14 protein-coding genes are annotated in these 16618 nt (G+C 62.1%); 11 read left to right on the forward strand and 3 right to left on the reverse strand.

Annotation, left to right across the window (positions count from 1 at the left end):
- Nucleotides 1-8 precede the first annotated feature (8 nt).
- Nucleotides 9-848, reverse strand: coding sequence for an HTH-type transcriptional regulator BhcR (gene bhcR / locus UB90_RS04255; protein ID WP_065325296.1), 840 nt, complete (start codon nt 846-848; stop codon nt 9-11).
- A gap of 168 nt (nt 849-1016) precedes the next feature.
- On the opposite strand from bhcR, the gene bhcA reads away from it, so the two are divergent.
- The 4 genes from bhcA (at nt 1017) to bhcD (ending at nt 5450) form a co-directional block, all read left to right on the forward strand.
- The gene (bhcA, locus tag UB90_RS04260) at nt 1017-2207 is read left to right on the forward strand and encodes an L-aspartate--glyoxylate aminotransferase BhcA (RefSeq protein WP_065325297.1); all 1191 of its coding nucleotides are present in this window, start codon (nt 1017-1019) and stop codon (nt 2205-2207) included.
- A complete protein-coding gene (gene bhcB, locus UB90_RS04265) occupies nt 2207-3172 on the forward strand; it encodes a beta-hydroxyaspartate dehydratase BhcB (protein WP_065325298.1) in 966 nt (321 codons plus the stop codon). The genes bhcA and bhcB overlap by 1 nt, the downstream gene beginning before the upstream one ends.
- A 45-nt stretch (nt 3173-3217) precedes the next feature.
- Entirely contained in the window at nt 3218-4381 is a 1164-nt protein-coding gene (bhcC, locus tag UB90_RS04270; RefSeq protein ID WP_065325299.1) for a 3-hydroxy-D-aspartate aldolase BhcC, read from the forward strand.
- Nucleotides 4382-4484: 103 nt separating this feature from the next.
- On the forward strand, nt 4485-5450 hold the full coding sequence (gene bhcD / locus UB90_RS04275; protein ID WP_065325300.1) for an iminosuccinate reductase BhcD: 966 nt from the start codon (nt 4485-4487) through the stop codon (nt 5448-5450).
- Nucleotides 5451-5513: 63 nt separating this feature from the next.
- Here the strand turns inward: bhcD and UB90_RS04280 are convergent, their stop codons facing one another.
- On the reverse strand, nt 5514-6422 hold the full coding sequence (locus UB90_RS04280; RefSeq protein WP_065325301.1) for a LysR family transcriptional regulator: 909 nt from the start codon (nt 6420-6422) through the stop codon (nt 5514-5516).
- Between the two features lie 164 nt (nt 6423-6586).
- Here UB90_RS04280 and xdhA point away from each other — a divergent pair, with 164 nt between their 5' ends.
- From xdhA to UB90_RS04300, 4 genes are all read left to right on the forward strand, one after another.
- Nucleotides 6587-8050, forward strand: a complete 1464-nt coding sequence (gene xdhA / locus UB90_RS04285) for a xanthine dehydrogenase small subunit (protein WP_065325302.1) — start codon at nt 6587-6589, stop codon at nt 8048-8050.
- A gap of 14 nt (nt 8051-8064) precedes the next feature.
- A complete protein-coding gene (xdhB, locus tag UB90_RS04290) occupies nt 8065-10398 on the forward strand; it encodes a xanthine dehydrogenase molybdopterin binding subunit (RefSeq protein WP_065325303.1) in 2334 nt (777 codons plus the stop codon).
- A 4-nt stretch (nt 10399-10402) separates the two neighbouring features.
- On the forward strand, nt 10403-11254 hold the full coding sequence (xdhC, locus tag UB90_RS04295) for a xanthine dehydrogenase accessory protein XdhC (RefSeq protein ID WP_065325304.1): 852 nt from the start codon (nt 10403-10405) through the stop codon (nt 11252-11254).
- A 69-nt stretch (nt 11255-11323) separates the two neighbouring features.
- A complete protein-coding gene (locus UB90_RS04300) occupies nt 11324-12907 on the forward strand; it encodes a permease family protein (protein ID WP_065325305.1) in 1584 nt (527 codons plus the stop codon).
- 58 nt (nt 12908-12965) lie between these two features.
- Here UB90_RS04300 and UB90_RS04305 read toward each other — a convergent pair whose 3' ends face one another.
- The gene (locus UB90_RS04305) at nt 12966-13454 is read right to left on the reverse strand and encodes an Lrp/AsnC family transcriptional regulator (protein ID WP_065325306.1); all 489 of its coding nucleotides are present in this window, start codon (nt 13452-13454) and stop codon (nt 12966-12968) included.
- A gap of 174 nt (nt 13455-13628) precedes the next feature.
- Here UB90_RS04305 and UB90_RS04310 point away from each other — a divergent pair, with 174 nt between their 5' ends.
- Genes UB90_RS04310 through UB90_RS04320 form a run of 3 tightly spaced genes read left to right on the forward strand, consistent with a single transcriptional unit; the run spans nt 13629 to nt 16586 of the window.
- Nucleotides 13629-14675, forward strand: a complete 1047-nt coding sequence (locus UB90_RS04310; protein ID WP_065325307.1) for a pyridoxal-phosphate dependent enzyme — start codon at nt 13629-13631, stop codon at nt 14673-14675.
- Nucleotides 14668-15831, forward strand: a complete 1164-nt coding sequence (locus UB90_RS04315; protein ID WP_065325308.1) for a M24 family metallopeptidase — start codon at nt 14668-14670, stop codon at nt 15829-15831. The genes UB90_RS04310 and UB90_RS04315 overlap by 8 nt, the downstream gene beginning before the upstream one ends.
- Nucleotides 15831-16586, forward strand: a complete 756-nt coding sequence (locus tag UB90_RS04320) for a maleate cis-trans isomerase family protein (RefSeq protein ID WP_009178201.1) — start codon at nt 15831-15833, stop codon at nt 16584-16586. The genes UB90_RS04315 and UB90_RS04320 overlap by 1 nt, the downstream gene beginning before the upstream one ends.
- Nucleotides 16587-16618 lie beyond the last annotated feature (32 nt).

Below are 16618 nucleotides of genomic sequence, written 5' to 3' on the forward strand. Positions count from 1 at the left end.
TGTGCCCCTCAGGAGGCAACATCTCCGCCAATGGCCAAGGTCAAGGCGTGCGCCGCCTCGATTACGGGGCGGCTCAACTGGGTGATTTCCTGCGCGCTGATCCGGCTGGTCGGACCAGAAACGGAGATCCCCGCGATGGCCTCTCGGTTCATGTCGAAAACCGGTGCCGCAATACAGCGCATGCCCGCGTTCTTTTCCTCATTGTCGACCGCAAAACCCTGCGCACGGATCGCCGTCAGATCCTGTTTCAGCGCCTCATGATCGGTGATGGTGTGATCGGTAAAGACCTCCAGCCGGGTGGTCGCCAGTAGCCGGTCCAGGCGACCGACATCCATCTGCGCCAAGAGCGCCTTGCCGATGCCCGATGCATGCATCTGCGACAGGGTACCGGGCGGAAAGAAAGCGCGAATGCTGGCGTGGGTCTCCACCTGACTGAGAAACAGCACATGGCCCTCCTTCTCGATCCCGAGGTTGGCGGTCTCGCCCGTTTCCTCCATCAGCTTTCGCAGGATCGGGCGCGCGCGATCCACCAGACTGGTGCGGCGCAGGAACCGCGCACCGATCACAAAAGCCCGCGCGCCGATGTGCCAGAGCTGTTCTTCGGTGTCGAACTCCACCAGCCCGCGCCCTTCGAGCGTCACCAGGATGCGGTAGACGGTGGCAGGCGACTGGCCCATCTCCTCGGCGATCATGGTGAGCGGTTTGCCCTGCGCTTCGCTGAGAAATTCAAACACCTCCATCGCCCGGTCGAGTGACTTGATGGTGTTTTGCGCCGTTTTGTCATGCCAGTCGCGCGGGCGTCCACGCGCCCGCCGGGTGGCTTTAGGAGCATTTTCTTGCGAATCCATAAGATCCCTCCGGCACTATGCGAAATTCAAATTCACGATATGAAAAACTCAAACCGCTGACAAGGAACGATATTTCCGGAAATTCCCATTTTCGAAAAACGATTTCAAAAAAATTTCATCGCTGACGGGTCCGGACTAGGGTGTCTCAACGACGGAAGGAGACATTCCATGAGCTTTCAAAATCCCGTTTTCATCCCGGGTCCGACCAACATCCCCGAAAGCCTGCGCAAGGCCTGCGACATGCCGACGATCGACCACCGCTCGCCGCTGTTCGGTCAGATCCTGCATCCGGCCCGCGACGGCGTGCGCAAGGTTCTGAAAAGCGAAACCGCCGAAGTTTTCATCTTCCCCTCCTCCGGCACCGGCGGCTGGGAAACCGCGCTGAGCAACACGCTGTCGGCAGGCGATACCGTGCTGGCGGCACGCAACGGCATGTTCAGCCACCGCTGGATCGACATGTGCCAGCGCCACGGGCTTGATGTGCAGATCGTCGAGACCCCCTGGGGCGCAGGCCTGCCCGCCGACCGCTATGAGGAGATCCTGAGCGCCGACAAGGACCACAAGATCAAGGCGGTGCTGGCCACCCACAACGAGACCGCCACGGGCGTGAAATCCGACATCGCCGCTGTGCGCCGCGCGTTGGATGCTGCTGGCCACCCGGCGCTGCTGTTTGTTGATGGCGTCAGTTCCATCGCCTCGATGGATTTCCGCATGGACGAATGGGGCGTCGACGTGGCCGTCACCGGCTCGCAAAAGGGATTTATGCTGAGCGCGGGCCTCGCCATCGTTGGCTTCAGCCCCAAGGCGATGGAGGCGACAAAATCCGCCCAGCTGCCGCGCACATTCTTTGACGTGCATGACATGGCCAAGGGCTATGCCAACAACGCCTACCCCTATACGCCCGCCGTGGGGCTGATGAACGGGCTCAATGAATCCTGCAAGATGCTGCTGGCTGAGGGACTGGAGAACGTCTTTGCCCGCCACCACCGCATCGCCGAAGGGGTGCGCGCCGCCGTGGGCGCCTGGGGGCTGGAGCTCTGCGCCGCCACGCCGGAGGTCTATTCCGACACTGTCAGCGCCATCCGCACGCCCGAAGGGTTCAACGCCACCGATATCGTCACCCATGCCGCCGACAAATACGGCATCGCCTTTGGCGTGGGTCTGGGCGAGGTCGCGGGCAAAGTGTTCCGCATCGGCCACCTCGGCAGCCTGACCGATGTGATGGCGCTCTCCGGCATCGCCACCGCCGAGATGTGCATGGTCGACCTCGGCCTTGATATCCGGCTCGGCTCCGGTGTTGCGGCAGCGCAGGAGTATTATCGCGGCAATGCGGCCTCCGCGCAGCAGGACGCCGCGTGATGAAGGACAGCGCGATGTATATCCCCACCTATGAGGACATGCTGGCGGCGCATGAGCGGATTGCGCCGCACATCCGCCGCACGCCGATCCGCACCTCGGCCTATCTGAACGAGCTGACCGGGGCGGAGCTGTTTTTTAAGTGTGAGAACTTTCAGGAGCCGGGCGCCTTCAAGGTGCGCGGTGCCAGCAACGCGGTGTTTGGTCTAGACGCAGCGCAGGCGGCCAAGGGCGTCGCGACGCATTCCAGCGGCAACCATGCCTCCTGCCTGTCCTATGCGGCGATGCTGCGGGGCATTCCCTGCAACGTGGTGATGCCGCGCACCGCGCCGCAAGCCAAGAAGGACACCGTGCGCCGCTATGGTGGCAAGATCACCGAATGCGAGCCCTCCACCTCGTCGCGCGAGGAGACCTTTGCCCGCGTGCAGGCCGAGACGGGCGGCGATTTTGTGCATCCCTACAACGACCCGCGTGTGATCGCGGGACAGGGCACCTGCGCGAAGGAGTTCGTGGAACAAACCGATGGGCTGGACCTCGTGCTCGCGCCTATCGGCGGCGGTGGCATGATTTCGGGCACCTGTCTGACCCTGTCGACGCTGGCGCCGGAAACCCGGATCATCGCCGCCGAGCCCGAGCAGGCCGATGACGCCTACCGCAGCTTCAAAGCGGGCTACATCATCGCTGATGATGCGCCCAAGACCATCGCTGACGGGCTGCTGGTGCCGCTGAAGGATCTGACCTGGCATTTTGTGGCGAACCATGTGTCCGACATCCTGACCGCATCGGATCCCGAAATCATCGACGCGATGAAGCTCATTTGGAAGCACCTGCGCGTGGTGATGGAGCCCTCTTCGGCGGTGCCCCTCGCCACGATCCTGAAGAACCCTGAGACCTTTCGCGGCAAGCGCGTCGGTATCGTTTTGACCGGTGGCAATGTCGACCTCGACCGCCTGCCATGGACGCTTTGAGACCCTGTGTGTCCCTAAATAGACTCTAATATGGGAGTAACCCCTATGAATGCACCCGCAAATTTCGAAAACCTTGAAGTGGGCTTTGACGTCCCAGCCCTGCCCGGCATGGACGAAGCCGATATTCAGACACCCTGCCTTGTGCTCGACCTTGACGCGCTCGAGCGCAACATCAAGAAGATGGGCGACTACGCCAAAGCGCATGGCATGCGGCATCGCGTGCACGGCAAGATGCATAAATCGGTGGATGTGGCCAAGCTGCAGGAATCGCTGGGTGGCGCAGTAGGTGTCTGCTGTCAGAAAGTGTCGGAGGCCGAAGTCTTCGCCCGTGGTGGCATAAAGGACATATTAGTCTCTAATCAGGTGCGGGATGCGGCCAAGATCGACCGTCTGGCCCGGCTGCCAAAGCTTGGCGCGCGCACGATCGTCTGCGTCGATGATCTGGCCAATGTGGCGGATCTGTCGGCGGGCGCACAAAAGCACGGCACCGAGATCGAGTGCTTTGTTGAGATCGACTGCGGCGCGGGGCGTTGCGGTGTCACCACCACCGAAGCCGTGGTCGAGATCGCACAGGCCATCGATGCGGCAGCGGGCCTGAAGTTCACCGGCATCCAAGCCTATCAGGGCGCCATGCAGCACATCGACAGCTACGAGGGCCGCAAAGAAAAACTCGACATCGCCATCGCACAGGTTGCGGATGCGGTCGAGGGTCTGAAAGCGGCAGGTCTCGCGCCTGAATTAGTCTCTGGTGGCGGTACAGGCTCTTATTATTTCGAGTCTAACTCGGGCGTTTATAACGAATTGCAGTGTGGTTCCTATGCGTTCATGGACGCCGACTATGGCCGTATCCTTGATCAGGATGGCAAACGGATCGATCAGGGCGAATGGGAAAACGCGTTCTTCATCCTCACCCAGGTGATGAGCCACGCAAAAGCCGACAAGGCGATCTGCGACGCGGGCCTAAAGGCGCAATCGGTGGACAGCGGGTTGCCCTTCATCTTTGGCCGAACCGATGTGGAATACGTCAAATGCTCTGACGAGCATGGCGTGATTGCCGACCCCGAGGGCGTGCTCAAGGTGGGCGAGAAGCTGAAGCTGGTGCCCGGCCACTGCGACCCCACCGCCAATGTGCACGACTGGTACGTCGGCGTGCGCGGCGGCAAGGTCGAGACCCTCTGGCCGGTATCTGCCCGCGGCAAGGCCTACTGAACAAACCCCCAACTGGCGGAGGTGCGCATCGCCGCCCTCCGCCGGCTTTTTATTTGCCTCGTGGTCCAGATGAATGGGCCGCGCCCGATCAATGGAGACACTGATGTATATCGTACCCGAACGGGCGATTGCCGACCTGATGACGCGCGATGCTGCCTTTGATGCGGTGGAGAAGGTCTTTGCCGCTATGGCCGCCGGTGACGCCTATAACTTTCCGGTGGTGCGCGAGGCCATTGGCCATGAGGACGCGCTTTATGGGTTTAAGGGCGGCTTTGACCGCGCGGGCCTGTCGCTGGGGCTGAAGGCCGGCGGCTACTGGCCCAACAACCTGGAAAAACGCGGGCTGATCAACCACCAGTCCACCGTGTTCCTGTTTGACCCCGACACTGGCAAGGTGCGCGCCATGGTCGGAGGCAATCTCTTGACCGCGCTGCGCACGGCGGCAGCGTCTTCGGTGTCGATCAAGCACCTTGCGCGCGAGGACGCCAAGGTGATCGGCATGATTGGCGCGGGCCATCAGGCCAAGTTCCAGCTGCGCGCCGCGCTGGAGCAGCGTGACTTTGACAAGGTGATCGGCTGGAACCTGCATCCCGAGATGCTGTTGAACCTCGAAGAGGTCGCAACCGAGGCGGGCCTGCCGTTTGAGGCGGTTGAGCTGGACGGCATGCGTGCTGCGGATGTGATCATTTCCATCACCTCCTCCTTTGATGCGATCCTGAAGGCGGATCAGGTCAGCCCCGGCACTCACATTGCCTGCATGGGCACCGACACCAAAGGCAAGCAGGAGGTCGATCCCCAACTTCTGGTGCGCGCCACTGTCTTTACCGACGAGGTGGCGCAATCCACCTCGATCGGCGAGGCGCAGCATGCGGTGGCGCAGGGTCTGATTGGCGAGGCAGATGTGGCGCAGCTGGGTGCCGTTATTAACGGCGCGCATCCGGGCCGGACCTCGGCGGAGCAGATCACCCTGTTCGATGGCACCGGCGTTGGCCTTCAGGACCTTGCGGTAGCCGCCTCAGTGGTTGAGTTGGCGGTGAAAAAGGGCATCGCCATCGAAGTCGATTTTTAACCTCAAGACGCCATCACTCACGGCTGTTTGCGCCCCGGTTCATCGCCGGGGCGTTTTTTTTCGTCAGACGTGCGCGCCCAGATAGGCCTGACCGCGTTCGGTGATGAAATCCACCAACAGGCGCACCTTCGGGTCCTGCAGTTTTTTATGCGGATAAAGGCAGCCGAAGATCGCAGCCATAGGGTGCGCCTCCGGCAGGATCTCCACCAGTGCGCCCGTGCGGAGATGCTCGGCCACCTCAAATCGCGGTTTATTGACGATGCCCCGGTGATCCAGCGCCCAGTTCAGCAGCACCTCACTGTCATCGGCATCATATTTGCCGCTGACTTCGAATTTTCGAAATCCAGATTCTGTGTTCAAGGTCCAGAAATACTCTGGCGAACGTGGGTAGCGCAGCAGCAGGCAGTTGTGTTTGCCCATCAGATCCTGCGGCACACGCGGGGTGCCGTATCGGTCCAGATATGAGGGCGATGCGCATAGCACGCGCTCCACCCCAGCGATCTTGCGCATCTTCAGGCTCGAGTCGCTCGGCGTGCCGACAAAGAACGCCAGATCCAACCCATCGGCAAGGATATCGACACGGCGATCCGACATCCGCATCTGCACATCAATTTCGGGGTGTACTTCGACAAAATCAGGCACTAACGGGGCAATTATGAGCCGTCCGGCCGCCAGAGGCGCGGTGATTTTCAGGGTCCCGCGCGGGCGGCCAGAGAACTGCGCAACCACGCTCTCAGCTTCCTCTACCACCTCAAGGATACGCAGGGCTTCCTGGTAGAATCGCTTGCCTGCCTCTGTGGGCGTCAGCGACCGTGTGGTGCGATTGAACAGCCGCACACCGAGATGTTCTTCCAGTTCTTTGATCCGTTTGCTGGCCACAGCCGGGGTCAGACGCACGTCCCGCCCGCCTGATGTGATACTGCCCAGCTCCACCACGCGACAGAACAGACGCAGGCTCTCCATATAAGCCATTCAAAAACCTCGATTGCTGAGACTCTCCCGATATAGCCGAGCAAATCGCCTCTGATTATCAACACATCGTTGAAAGTATTTCGCAAAGCACGCCGTATTTCAATGCAGTCAGAGGGGTTACTCTGTGCCGCAGCTCTAGAGGCAGGGCAGAACAGGGAGGTTCAATGGCTCAGGAACATCAAATCCGCTTTCTTCTGAACGGAGAGGAAAAGCGCATCGCTGACGTCAAAGCGACGCTGACCTTGCTGGATTACCTGCGCCTTGATCAGCGCCTGACGGGCAGCAAGGAGGGCTGTGCCGAGGGCGATTGCGGTGCCTGCACCGTGCTGGTCGGTCGCCTGCATCAGGGCCAGCTGCACTATGAGACGGTCAACGCCTGTATCCGCTTTCTGGCGTCCCTGAACGGGTGCCACATCGTCACCGTCGAGCATCTCTCTGGCCCAGAGGGTCGCCTACACCCGGTGCAACAGGCGATGGTGGATTATCACGGCAGCCAGTGCGGCTTTTGCACGCCGGGCTTTGTCATGTCGCTCTATGCGCTGTGGATGGGCAATCCGGAGCCGTCGATGCAGCAGGTCGAGACTGCGATCCAGGGCAACCTCTGCCGCTGCACCGGGTATGAGCCGATCGTGAAGGCGGCGATGGCCGTCACCCAATACGGCACCCCGGCGCATGACCACCTCACCCGCGAGCGCCAAGCTGTGACCGCGCAGTTGATCGCGCTTCAGCCCAAAGCGCGCATCACTACAGGCCCCGAGGACGACCGTGCGATCCTGCCGAAGGATGTTGCCGACCTCGCACAGGTGTTGGCCGAAAACCCCAAGGCGACCATTGTGGCTGGTTCCACCGATGTGGGGCTGTGGGTCACCAAACTCATGCGCCCGATCTCTCCGGTGGTGTTCATCACCCATCTGGAAGAGTTGAAATCCGTCGCCCTTACGGATGACGCGCTGACCATTGGCGCTGGTGTTACCTATTCCGAGAGCGAGGCCGCGATCCGCGAGGCTTTCCCGCATCTTGGCGAATACTGGGACCGCATCGCCGGCTGGCAGGTGCGCAATATGGGCACCATCGGCGGCAATATCGCCAATGGCTCTCCGATTGGGGACACACCGCCGGTGCTGATCGCCCTTGGCGCTGAGGTCATGCTGCAAAGCACCCGTGGTACCCGCATCCTGCCGCTGGAAGATTTCTTTATCGACTATGGCAAGCAGGACCGCGAGGCGGGCGATTTTGTCGCCGCCATTCGCATTCCGCGCAGCCAACCGGGCCAGATCGACGCGGCCTACAAGATCTCCAAACGCCGCGACGAGGATATTTCTTCGGTGGCCGCCGGGATCAGCGTCACCATCACTGATGGCATCGTCACCGCCGCCCGTCTGGCGTTTGGTGGCATGGCCGCGACGCCCAAACGGGCCGCGCATGCCGAAGCGGCGCTGGTCGGACAGCCCTTTACAGCCGCAACCTTTGATGCGGCTGCAAAGGCGCTGACCCAAGATTTCACCCCGCTGAGCGATTGGCGCGCAAGTGCGGACTACCGGATCACCGTCACCGCCAACCTCTTGCGCCGGTTCTATCTGGAACAAGACAGCACACAGGACGCGCCGGTGCGTCTGGCCATCGCGTGAGGGAGGATAGAACCATGAAAGATCTGAACACCACCGCCGAGATCAAGAGCGCCGCCCATCAGGACCTCAAGCACGACAGCGCCATCAAGCAGGTGCAGGGCCGGGCCGATTACACCGATGACATTTTGGAACCCGCAGGCACCCTGCACGCCTATCTCGGGGTCTCCACCGTCGCACATGCCAACATCCGCGGCATGGATCTGTCCCGGGTGCGATCCGCACCGGGCGTGGTGGACGTGCTGACCGCCGACGACATCCCCGGCGTCAATGACGTCAGCCCCACCGGCAAACATGACGAGCCGGTGTTCCCGACCGAGAAGGTAGAATTCCACGGCCAGCCGCTCTTTGCGGTGATCGCCGAGAGCCGCGATGCGGCACGCCGCGCCGCGGAGCTGGCGGATATCGACTATGAGGTGCTGCCCCACGCGCTGGATGCGATTTCGGCCCGTGACGCTGGCATGCCCATGGTCACCGACCCGCTGAAACTGGAGCGCGGCGATGTGGAGACTGGTCTGGCCGAAGCGCCGCACCGCGTGCAGGGCCGCGTCACTGTCGGCGGGCAGGATCACATGTATCTCGAGGGCCATATCGCCTTTGCCATTCCCGGCGAGGATGACGATGTGATCGTGCATTGCTCCACCCAACACCCGAGCGAGGCGCAGCATATGGTGTCTCATGTGCTTGGCGTGCCGTCGAATGCGGTGGTGGTGAACGTGCGCCGCATGGGCGGTGGGTTTGGTGGCAAGGAAAGCCAGATGAACCTGTTCTGCGCCGTTGCGGCCCTTGGCGCCAAGAAGCTGAACCGCCCCGTCAAGATCCGTCCCGACCGCGATCAGGACATGACGGCGACCGGCAAGCGGCATGATTTTGTGATCGATTATGATCTCGGCTTTGACGGTGAAGGGCGCATTCAAGCTGTGGACAGCCAGTTTGCCGCGCGCTGCGGCTATTCCTCGGACCTCTCCGGCCCGGTGACGGATCGCGCGCTGTTTCATGCCGACAACGCTTATTTCTATCCTCACGTCCGCCTGACCTCCTGCCCACAGAAGACAAATACCGTCTCTAACACAGCGTTTAGAGGCTTTGGTGGGCCACAGGGTGTGGTTGCAGCGGAACGGATGATCGAGGAGATCGCCTATGCGCTGGGCAAAGACCCTCTGGAGGTGCGCAAGGCCAATTTCTATGGCCAACCCGGCGATGGCCGCACCCTCACCCCCTATCATCAGGAGGTCGAGGACAATGTGATCGGTCGCATCGTCGAGGAGCTGGAAGAGAGCAGCGACTATCAGGCGCGCCGCGCGGCGATCATTGCCGACAATGCCAAGGGCGGCATCATCCGTCGTGGCATCGCGCTGACGCCGGTCAAATTCGGCATCTCCTTTACTGCCACATGGTACAATCAGGCCGGTGCGCTGATCCACATCTACAATGACGGCTCGATCCATCTGAACCATGGTGGCACCGAGATGGGACAGGGCCTGAACACCAAGGTCGCGCAGGTGGTGGCCGAGGCGTTTCAGGTCGATTTCGACCGCATCAAGATCACCAAGACCACCACGGAGAAGGTTCCGAACACCTCTGCCACGGCGGCCTCTTCCGGGTCCGACCTCAACGGCATGGCGGCGCTGGATGCCTGCGAACAGATCAAGACGCGGCTGGTCAAATTCGCCGCCGAGAGCCGGGGCGTGGCCGAAAGCGCGGTCAGCTTTGGCCCCAACCACATTCGCATCGGTGACGAGCTGGTGGAGTTCGCGACCTTCATCCGCGAGGCCTATATGGCGCGGGTGCATCTGTCGGCGGCAGGGTTCTACAAGACGCCCAAGATCCACTGGGATCGTGCAGCGGGCAAGGGACGGCCGTTCTACTATTACGCCTATGGCGCGTCTTGTTCCGAGGTCGCCATCGACACGCTCACCGGGGAATACCGGGTGGAGCGCACCGACATCCTGCATGACGTGGGTCGCTCGCTGAACCCGATCTTGGACAAGGGCCAGGTTGAGGGCGCGTTTATTCAGGGCATGGGCTGGCTCACCACCGAGGAGCTGTGGTGGGATGACGCAGGGCGCCTGCGCACCCATGCGCCTTCGACCTACAAGATCCCGCTGGCCTCGGATCGGCCGCGCAGCTTCAACGTGAAGCTCGCGGATTGGTCGGAAAACCGCGAGATGACCATCAAACGCTCCAAAGCCGTGGGCGAGCCGCCCTTCATGCTGGGGATCTCGGTGCTGGAGGCGCTGTCGATGGCGGTGGCCTCGGTTGCCGACTATCGCGAGTGCCCGCGTCTTGAGGCACCCGCCACGCCCGAACGCGTGCTGATGGCGGTCGAACGGCTGAAGGCCGGAGGGTGAGGCCATGCAGGCAGAGCGGCTTCGCCAGTTTCTCGATGCGCCCGGTCCGGTGGCCAGCCTACGGCTGACGCGGGTGCGGGGGTCCTCGCCGCGCAACATGGGCACAGAGATGTATGTGCGCGCAGAGAGCCTCTTTGGCACTATCGGCGGTGGCCAGCTGGAGCATCTTGCCATCGCGTCGGCGCGGGAATTGCTGGCGGCGGGAAACCTGTCGCACCATATGGATGTACCGCTTGGCCCCGAGATCGGCCAATGCTGCGGCGGGCGGGTGGAGATCGCCCTCACACGGATGAGCACCAGCGACAAGGAGGCCGCCCTGCGCGAAGCGGAGGCACAGGACGCGGCGTTGCCTGCTGTCTATATCCTCGGCGCAGGCCATGTAGGCCGCGCACTTGCGGATCTATTCCAGCACATGCCGGTGCGCGCGGTGCTGATTGACCAACGCGAAGAGGAACTGGACCAGTCCCACGCGCAGGTTGAGCGCCGCCTAAGCGCGATCCCCGAAATCGACGTGATGAACGCGGCCCCCGGCAGCGCCTTCATCGTGCTGACCCATGACCACGGGCTGGATTTCCTGCTGACCTCAGCCGCCCTGCAACGGGGCGATGCCGCCTATGTCGGCATGATCGGCTCTGCCACCAAGCGGGCGAAATTCGCTAGCTGGACCCAAGACCACTGCGACGGTCTCTCTGTCGCAGATCTGATCTGCCCCATCGGGGCAGGCGGTAGCCGCGACAAGCGGCCCGCCGTGATTGCCGCACAGGTTGCGGCAGAAGTGATCACGGCACTGACCTCTGAAACTGCCGCAGACCACCCCGCATATGGGGAGACTGCCCTGCATATCGCGGCGCAGTAGTAGACCGCCGCACCTGATTGGGGAGGGAGGAGAACCACCCCAAAGGTCGGCCATCAAAGGGAGGTCCCCATGAGGGATGGGAGTTATACCTACAAGCTGTTTCACCGCAGCGATTTCAGCGCGTTCTGGGCGCTGTTTACCGACAATATCGTCAACCTGATGGTGCTTGCGGGCATCTGTCAGTTCGTCTTTCAGATGCCCGCCGAGATCGTCTATGGCCGCATTGTGCCGGGGGCAGGTGTTGCGATCCTTGCCGGGATCGTGGCCTATGTGGCGCTTGCCAAACGCGCCGCACACCAACACGGGCGGGACGTCACCGCCCTGCCCTACGGCATCTCGACGCCAGTGATGTTTGTCTATCTCTTTGGCGTGATCGGCCCGATCTACTGGGCCACCAATGATCCGCTTTTGGCGTGGCAAGTGGGGATCGGGGCCGGCTTCATGGGCGGAATTGTTGCCGCCCTTGGTGCGGTTGTTGGCCCATGGCTCAAACGCGTGACACCACGCGCGGGTATGCTCGGCACGCTCTGCGGTATTGCCTTGGTGTTCATCGGTTCGGTGCCTCTGGCGACCGTGTTTGAGAACCCGTTCATCGGCTTTGCCTCCATGATCATCATTCTCTGGGGCCTCGTGGGGCGGTTTCGCCTGCCGTATAATATCCCTGCAGGTCTTCTGGCGCTGCTTGTTGGCACCGTGGTGGCGCTGATGCTGGGCACTTCGACCCTAAGCCTTGAGGGCATCGGGTTCTATCCGCCGCTGCCCTACATCGGGGATCTGATCGCGGGTATTCAGTACCTCTTTGCCAATCCCGAGCTGTTCTTGGTGCTGGTGCCAGTGCAAATCTACAACTTCATCGAGACGATGAACAACGTCGAGAGCGCCGAGGCGGCGGGCGATCACTACCCGGTGGCCACCTGCCAGATCACCGATGGCGTCGGAACCATGATCGGCGCGGTCTTTGGCTCTCCCTTCCCGACCACCGCCTATATCGGCCATCCGGCCTACAAACGCATGGGCGCGCATGCAGGCTATATCATCGGCGTCGGCACGGTGATCCCGCTGGCGGCGTTTTTTGGCCTGCTTGCCTTCCTCAACAACCTGATCCCGGTGGCCGCAGCAGCACCGGTGCTGGTGTTTGTGGCACTGAGCCTGATCACCAACACTGCCCATTCGGTCAAGACCGAGCATATGGCGGCAGTGACCATCGCGATGATGCCGCATGTCTCGGCGTTTTTGATGGTGAAATGGGCGGCCCTGATCGGCGCGCTCGGAGCGGTCGGCGTCGCAGGCGTGCCGCAGTTGGGAGACGCCGCGCTGACCTCGGCGCTGCTACAACAGGGCGCGCATTTCAGCGGTCATCTGTCGCTTTCGCAAGGGGCCATCCTGACCGGGCTGATCTGGGGGGCCATCGTTGCCTATGTGATTGACGGGAACTTTCGCAGCGCTGGCGGCTTTGCCATTGCTGCGGCAGCAATGTCGGCGCTTGGGATCATCCACGGGGCGAGCCTGCACTGGCCAGAACTGAACAGCGTGACTGGCGGCTATTTGATCGCGGCGGCGTTCCTCTTCATCTATCCGCTGTTTCACAAGGAAGATGATCTGGTGAATGCAAATGCGGTGTTGGAGGAAACCCCGCCACAAGCCGCAGAATAGGCCACTTGTCCAAACCCTGAACCTAGACCTGCGCGCTGAGTGGATACCAGCGCGCAGGTTATTGTGAGGTACGTCGGGACTGGTCGACCATATCAAGCACTGGCATTGAAAACCCTGTTTTAACCCGATCCATCACCGCGCTGGTGCGAAACCGCAGTACGTTTTCTTCGGCAAAGAACTGACGACGGGTGAACTCATCATAATCGGCCATATCGCGCGCCGAGATGATCAGCACAAAATCAGCGTTCCCCGTCACATAGTAGCACTGCATCACCTCCGGTGCGGCGCGCATCTGCGCCTTGAAGCGGTCCAGATCTTCCATCCGCTCGTTTTGCAATGTCACCTCGACAATCAGCAGCAACCCGCGTCCCACCTTGTCCGGGGCGAGCACGGTGATCTCAGATTCCACCACATTTGAGGCCCGCAACCGTGCCAGGCGTTTGCGGCAGGCATCCGGCGACAGCCCCACCTGCTTGGAGAGCGCCTCGGCGGTCATGCGGGCGTCGGACTGGATGGCCTCCAGTATCAAGGCGTCGAATCTATCCATACCGGCAGAATGGCGGAAATTCGGCCTCTGGGTAAGACGCAACGGTTCTGCCGGACGGTATTCGGATCATTATAGCTCGGTTAGTACGATTTTCGGCCAGATCCGATCCAAGAAATCCGGGATACGTCACCGCAAGAGCGCTAGGCTGAGCATCAAAGAACAGGAGCCCGCTTTATGCCCGTGACATTTGCCAACCCCCACCGTGGTCGGGGTCTCGCCCTCGACGCGCCGTTTCCTTGCGATGATGCAAAAGGGGTCGCCGATTTGCTGGGGCAATGCCCTGCGCATCAGGAAACACCGCTCCTGTCTTTGCCCACATTGGCCGCGCACTGTGGCGTTGCTCAGATCCACCTCAAGGACGAGCGCAACCGCATGGGGCTAGGCAGTTTCAAGGCACTCGGGGCCGCGCACGCCATTGCCCGCGCCGCCTGGGACGTGGTTGAGGGCGGCGATTGGTCAAAGGCGCTGGCAGGGCGCACATTCGTCACCGCAAGCGCAGGCAACCACGGACTGTCCGTTGCCACCGGGGCGGCGCTGTTTGGGGCGCAGGCGGTGATCTACCTTGCCGAAACCGTGCCCGAGAGTTTTGCCGCGCGCTTGCGTGCCAAAGGTGCCGAGGTGGTGCGCGAGGGAACCGATTACGAGGCCAGCATGGATGCGGCAGAGACGGCGGCAGTGCGCAACGGCTGGACGTTGCTCTCTGACAGCTCTTGGCCCGGATATACCGCACTCCCTTATCTGGTGATGGAGGGATACCTGCAACTCGCGGCGGAGGCTGCTCAGCAGATCCCCGCGCCACCAACACATATCCTGCTGCAAGCCGGGGTGGGCGGGTTGGCGGCTGCGGTCGCCGCCCATGCGCGCAAGGTCTGGGGCGACGCCCCGCAGATCATTGTCGTTGAGCCAGAGGCTGCCCCTGCCCTCATGGAAAGCATCCGGGCTGGCAACGTGGTCGACACCCAAGGGCCGGTCTCTGCGATGGGGCGGCTGGATTGCAAAACGCCGTCGATGATCGCGCTTCAGGGATTGGCGCGCGATGCGGATCTGTTTGTCATCCTCACCGAAGAGGAGGCCGCTGCCGCCGTGGTCACACTCCAAAACGAAGGACTGGCCACAACCCCCTCTGGCGGGGCCGGGATCGGTGCCTTGATCGCCGGGCTTGATCTGCCCGAAGACGCCCGCGTTTTCGCAATCTTGAGCGAAGGGCCAGAGGATGCCTGAGACGTCGCTGATCTTTCCCGCGCGTGAATATCAAAACCGCATCACCCGGTTACAGGACCGTATGGCAACAGCCGGGGCCGATGCGCTGCTGCTGACCACGGCGGCGGATGTGTTTTACGTGACTGGGTTCCTGACCCGGTTCTGGGAAAGCCCCGCCCGGCCCTGGTTCATCGTGTTGCCCGTCTCTGGCGATCCGGTGGCGGTCATCCCCTCGATCGGTGCCGCCTTGATGCAGCGCACATGGATCACGCAGGTCCGGACGTGGGATGCGCCTGACCCTGCGGATGACGGACTGAGCCTCTTGGTCGACACGCTGGCGTCATTGGTCCCAGAGCAGGGAAAAATTGCTGCCCCCATGGGATTTGAGACACATTTGCGGATGCCGCTTGCAGATTATCACGCCCTCTGCGCGCAGCTGGCCCCGCGACAGGTGATGGATGGCACTGATATTGTCCAACGGGTGCGTGAGATCAAATCCGAGGCCGAAATTGCCAAGATCCGCACCACCTGCGCCATCGCCGGGCGCGCTTTTGATCGGGTGTCAGAGATCGCGGGCGTGGACCGCCCGCTTGATCAGGTGTTTCGCGCATTTCAGGCTCTGTTACTGGGCGAGGGGGCCGATTGGGTGAGCTATCTCGCCGGCGGCGCGGGCGCAGATGGTTACGGCGATGTGATCTCTCCGGCCACCGCGCAGCCGCTGGAGCGCGGCGATATTTTGATGCTCGACACTGGTGCGGTCCGCGAGGGGTATTTCTGCGACTTTGACCGCAACTATGCCATCGGTCCGGCCTCGGATCTGGCTAAACGCGCGCATTCCGCGCTCTGGTCTGCGACGGAGACCTGTCTTGAGGCGCTGCGTCCGGGGATGCTGGCGCGGGATGTGCATCAGATCCTGCGCGATGCGCTGATCGCACAAGGGGCCACACCCGGTGCTGGACGGCTGGGCCATGGGCTGGGCGTGACGCTGACGGAATGGCCGTCGTTCACCCCGAAGGACACCACGCCCCTGCGCGCGGGCATGGTGCTGACGCTCGAACCCGGCGCACTGGTGGGGCCGGATCGCATCATGGTGCATGAGGAAAACATCGTTTTACGCGAAAGTGGTGCTGAGCTTTTGTCGCCCCGTGCCCCCTCTGACCTGCCGGAGATTGGGTGATGACATCCTTTCCGTATGAGATCGCGGAAGACCCGCGCCTGCGTCTCGGGCTGATTGCCTTGCAGGTGGATGAAACCATCGAAGAGGACTTCCGCCAGATGTTTCCTCAGCCTGCCGCACGGCTACACATCAGTCGCGTTCCTTCCGGTGCGGAGCTGACGCCCGACACCATCGCCGCCATGGAAGAGGATTTGCCACAGGCCGCGCGTCTGCTGCCGCCTGCCGCCCGGTTTGAGGTCATCGCCTATGGCTGCACCTCCGGTACCAGCCTGATCGGCGCAGGTCGCGTGAGAGAACTGGTCCGTGCCAATGCTACAACACACGCCGTCAGTGACCCGCTCAGTGCCGCGATTGCCGCGCTCCGGGCACTGAATATGACGCGTGTCGGGATCGTCTCGCCCTATATCGCCTCCGTGGCCGCCCCGATCCGCGCAGGATTTGAAGCGGCGGATCTTGTGGTGCCCGACATGCTTGGCTTTGGCGAGGAGATTGAGGCCCGTGTCGCGCGGATCGCACCTGCCTCCATCTGTGCCGCGGCCCGTGCGCTTGCATCACGGGCTGAACTGGATGCGATATTCCTGTCCTGCACCAACCTGCGCACACTTGAGGTCATTCCGACGCTCGAAGCGGAATTGGACCTGCCGGTGCTGAGTTCCAACCAAGTCCTCGGCTGGCACATGGCAAGCCTCGCGGGCCTTGCGCTGCGGGATCTGGCGGTGCCGGGACAGCTTGGAAAACAGGCGGCGCAGCTCTGAGCCACGCCGCCTGTTTGTCCTTAGCCCTGAGG

The sequence above is a fragment of the Tritonibacter mobilis genome (assembly GCF_001681715.1).
Classification (GTDB): Bacteria; Pseudomonadota; Alphaproteobacteria; order Rhodobacterales; family Rhodobacteraceae; genus Epibacterium; species Epibacterium mobile.

Bases quoted from the DNA above. Each gene is read 5' to 3' on its own strand.
- bhcR (WP_065325296.1), bottom strand. From the start codon at position 848: ATGGATTCGCAAGAAAATGCTCCTAAAGCCACCCGGCGGGCGCGTGGA.
- bhcA (WP_065325297.1), top strand. From the start codon at position 1,017: ATGAGCTTTCAAAATCCCGTTTTCATCCCGGGTCCGACCAACATCCCC.
- bhcB (WP_065325298.1), top strand. From the start codon at position 2,207: ATGAAGGACAGCGCGATGTATATCCCCACCTATGAGGACATGCTGGCG.
- bhcC (WP_065325299.1), top strand. From the start codon at position 3,218: ATGAATGCACCCGCAAATTTCGAAAACCTTGAAGTGGGCTTTGACGTC.
- bhcD (WP_065325300.1), top strand. From the start codon at position 4,485: ATGTATATCGTACCCGAACGGGCGATTGCCGACCTGATGACGCGCGAT.
- UB90_RS04280 (WP_065325301.1), bottom strand. From the start codon at position 6,422: ATGGCTTATATGGAGAGCCTGCGTCTGTTCTGTCGCGTGGTGGAGCTG.
- xdhA (WP_065325302.1), top strand. From the start codon at position 6,587: ATGGCTCAGGAACATCAAATCCGCTTTCTTCTGAACGGAGAGGAAAAG.
- xdhB (WP_065325303.1), top strand. From the start codon at position 8,065: ATGAAAGATCTGAACACCACCGCCGAGATCAAGAGCGCCGCCCATCAG.
- xdhC (WP_065325304.1), top strand. From the start codon at position 10,403: ATGCAGGCAGAGCGGCTTCGCCAGTTTCTCGATGCGCCCGGTCCGGTG.
- UB90_RS04300 (WP_065325305.1), top strand. From the start codon at position 11,324: ATGAGGGATGGGAGTTATACCTACAAGCTGTTTCACCGCAGCGATTTC.
- UB90_RS04305 (WP_065325306.1), bottom strand. From the start codon at position 13,454: ATGGATAGATTCGACGCCTTGATACTGGAGGCCATCCAGTCCGACGCC.
- UB90_RS04310 (WP_065325307.1), top strand. From the start codon at position 13,629: ATGCCCGTGACATTTGCCAACCCCCACCGTGGTCGGGGTCTCGCCCTC.
- UB90_RS04315 (WP_065325308.1), top strand. From the start codon at position 14,668: ATGCCTGAGACGTCGCTGATCTTTCCCGCGCGTGAATATCAAAACCGC.
- UB90_RS04320 (WP_009178201.1), top strand. From the start codon at position 15,831: ATGACATCCTTTCCGTATGAGATCGCGGAAGACCCGCGCCTGCGTCTC.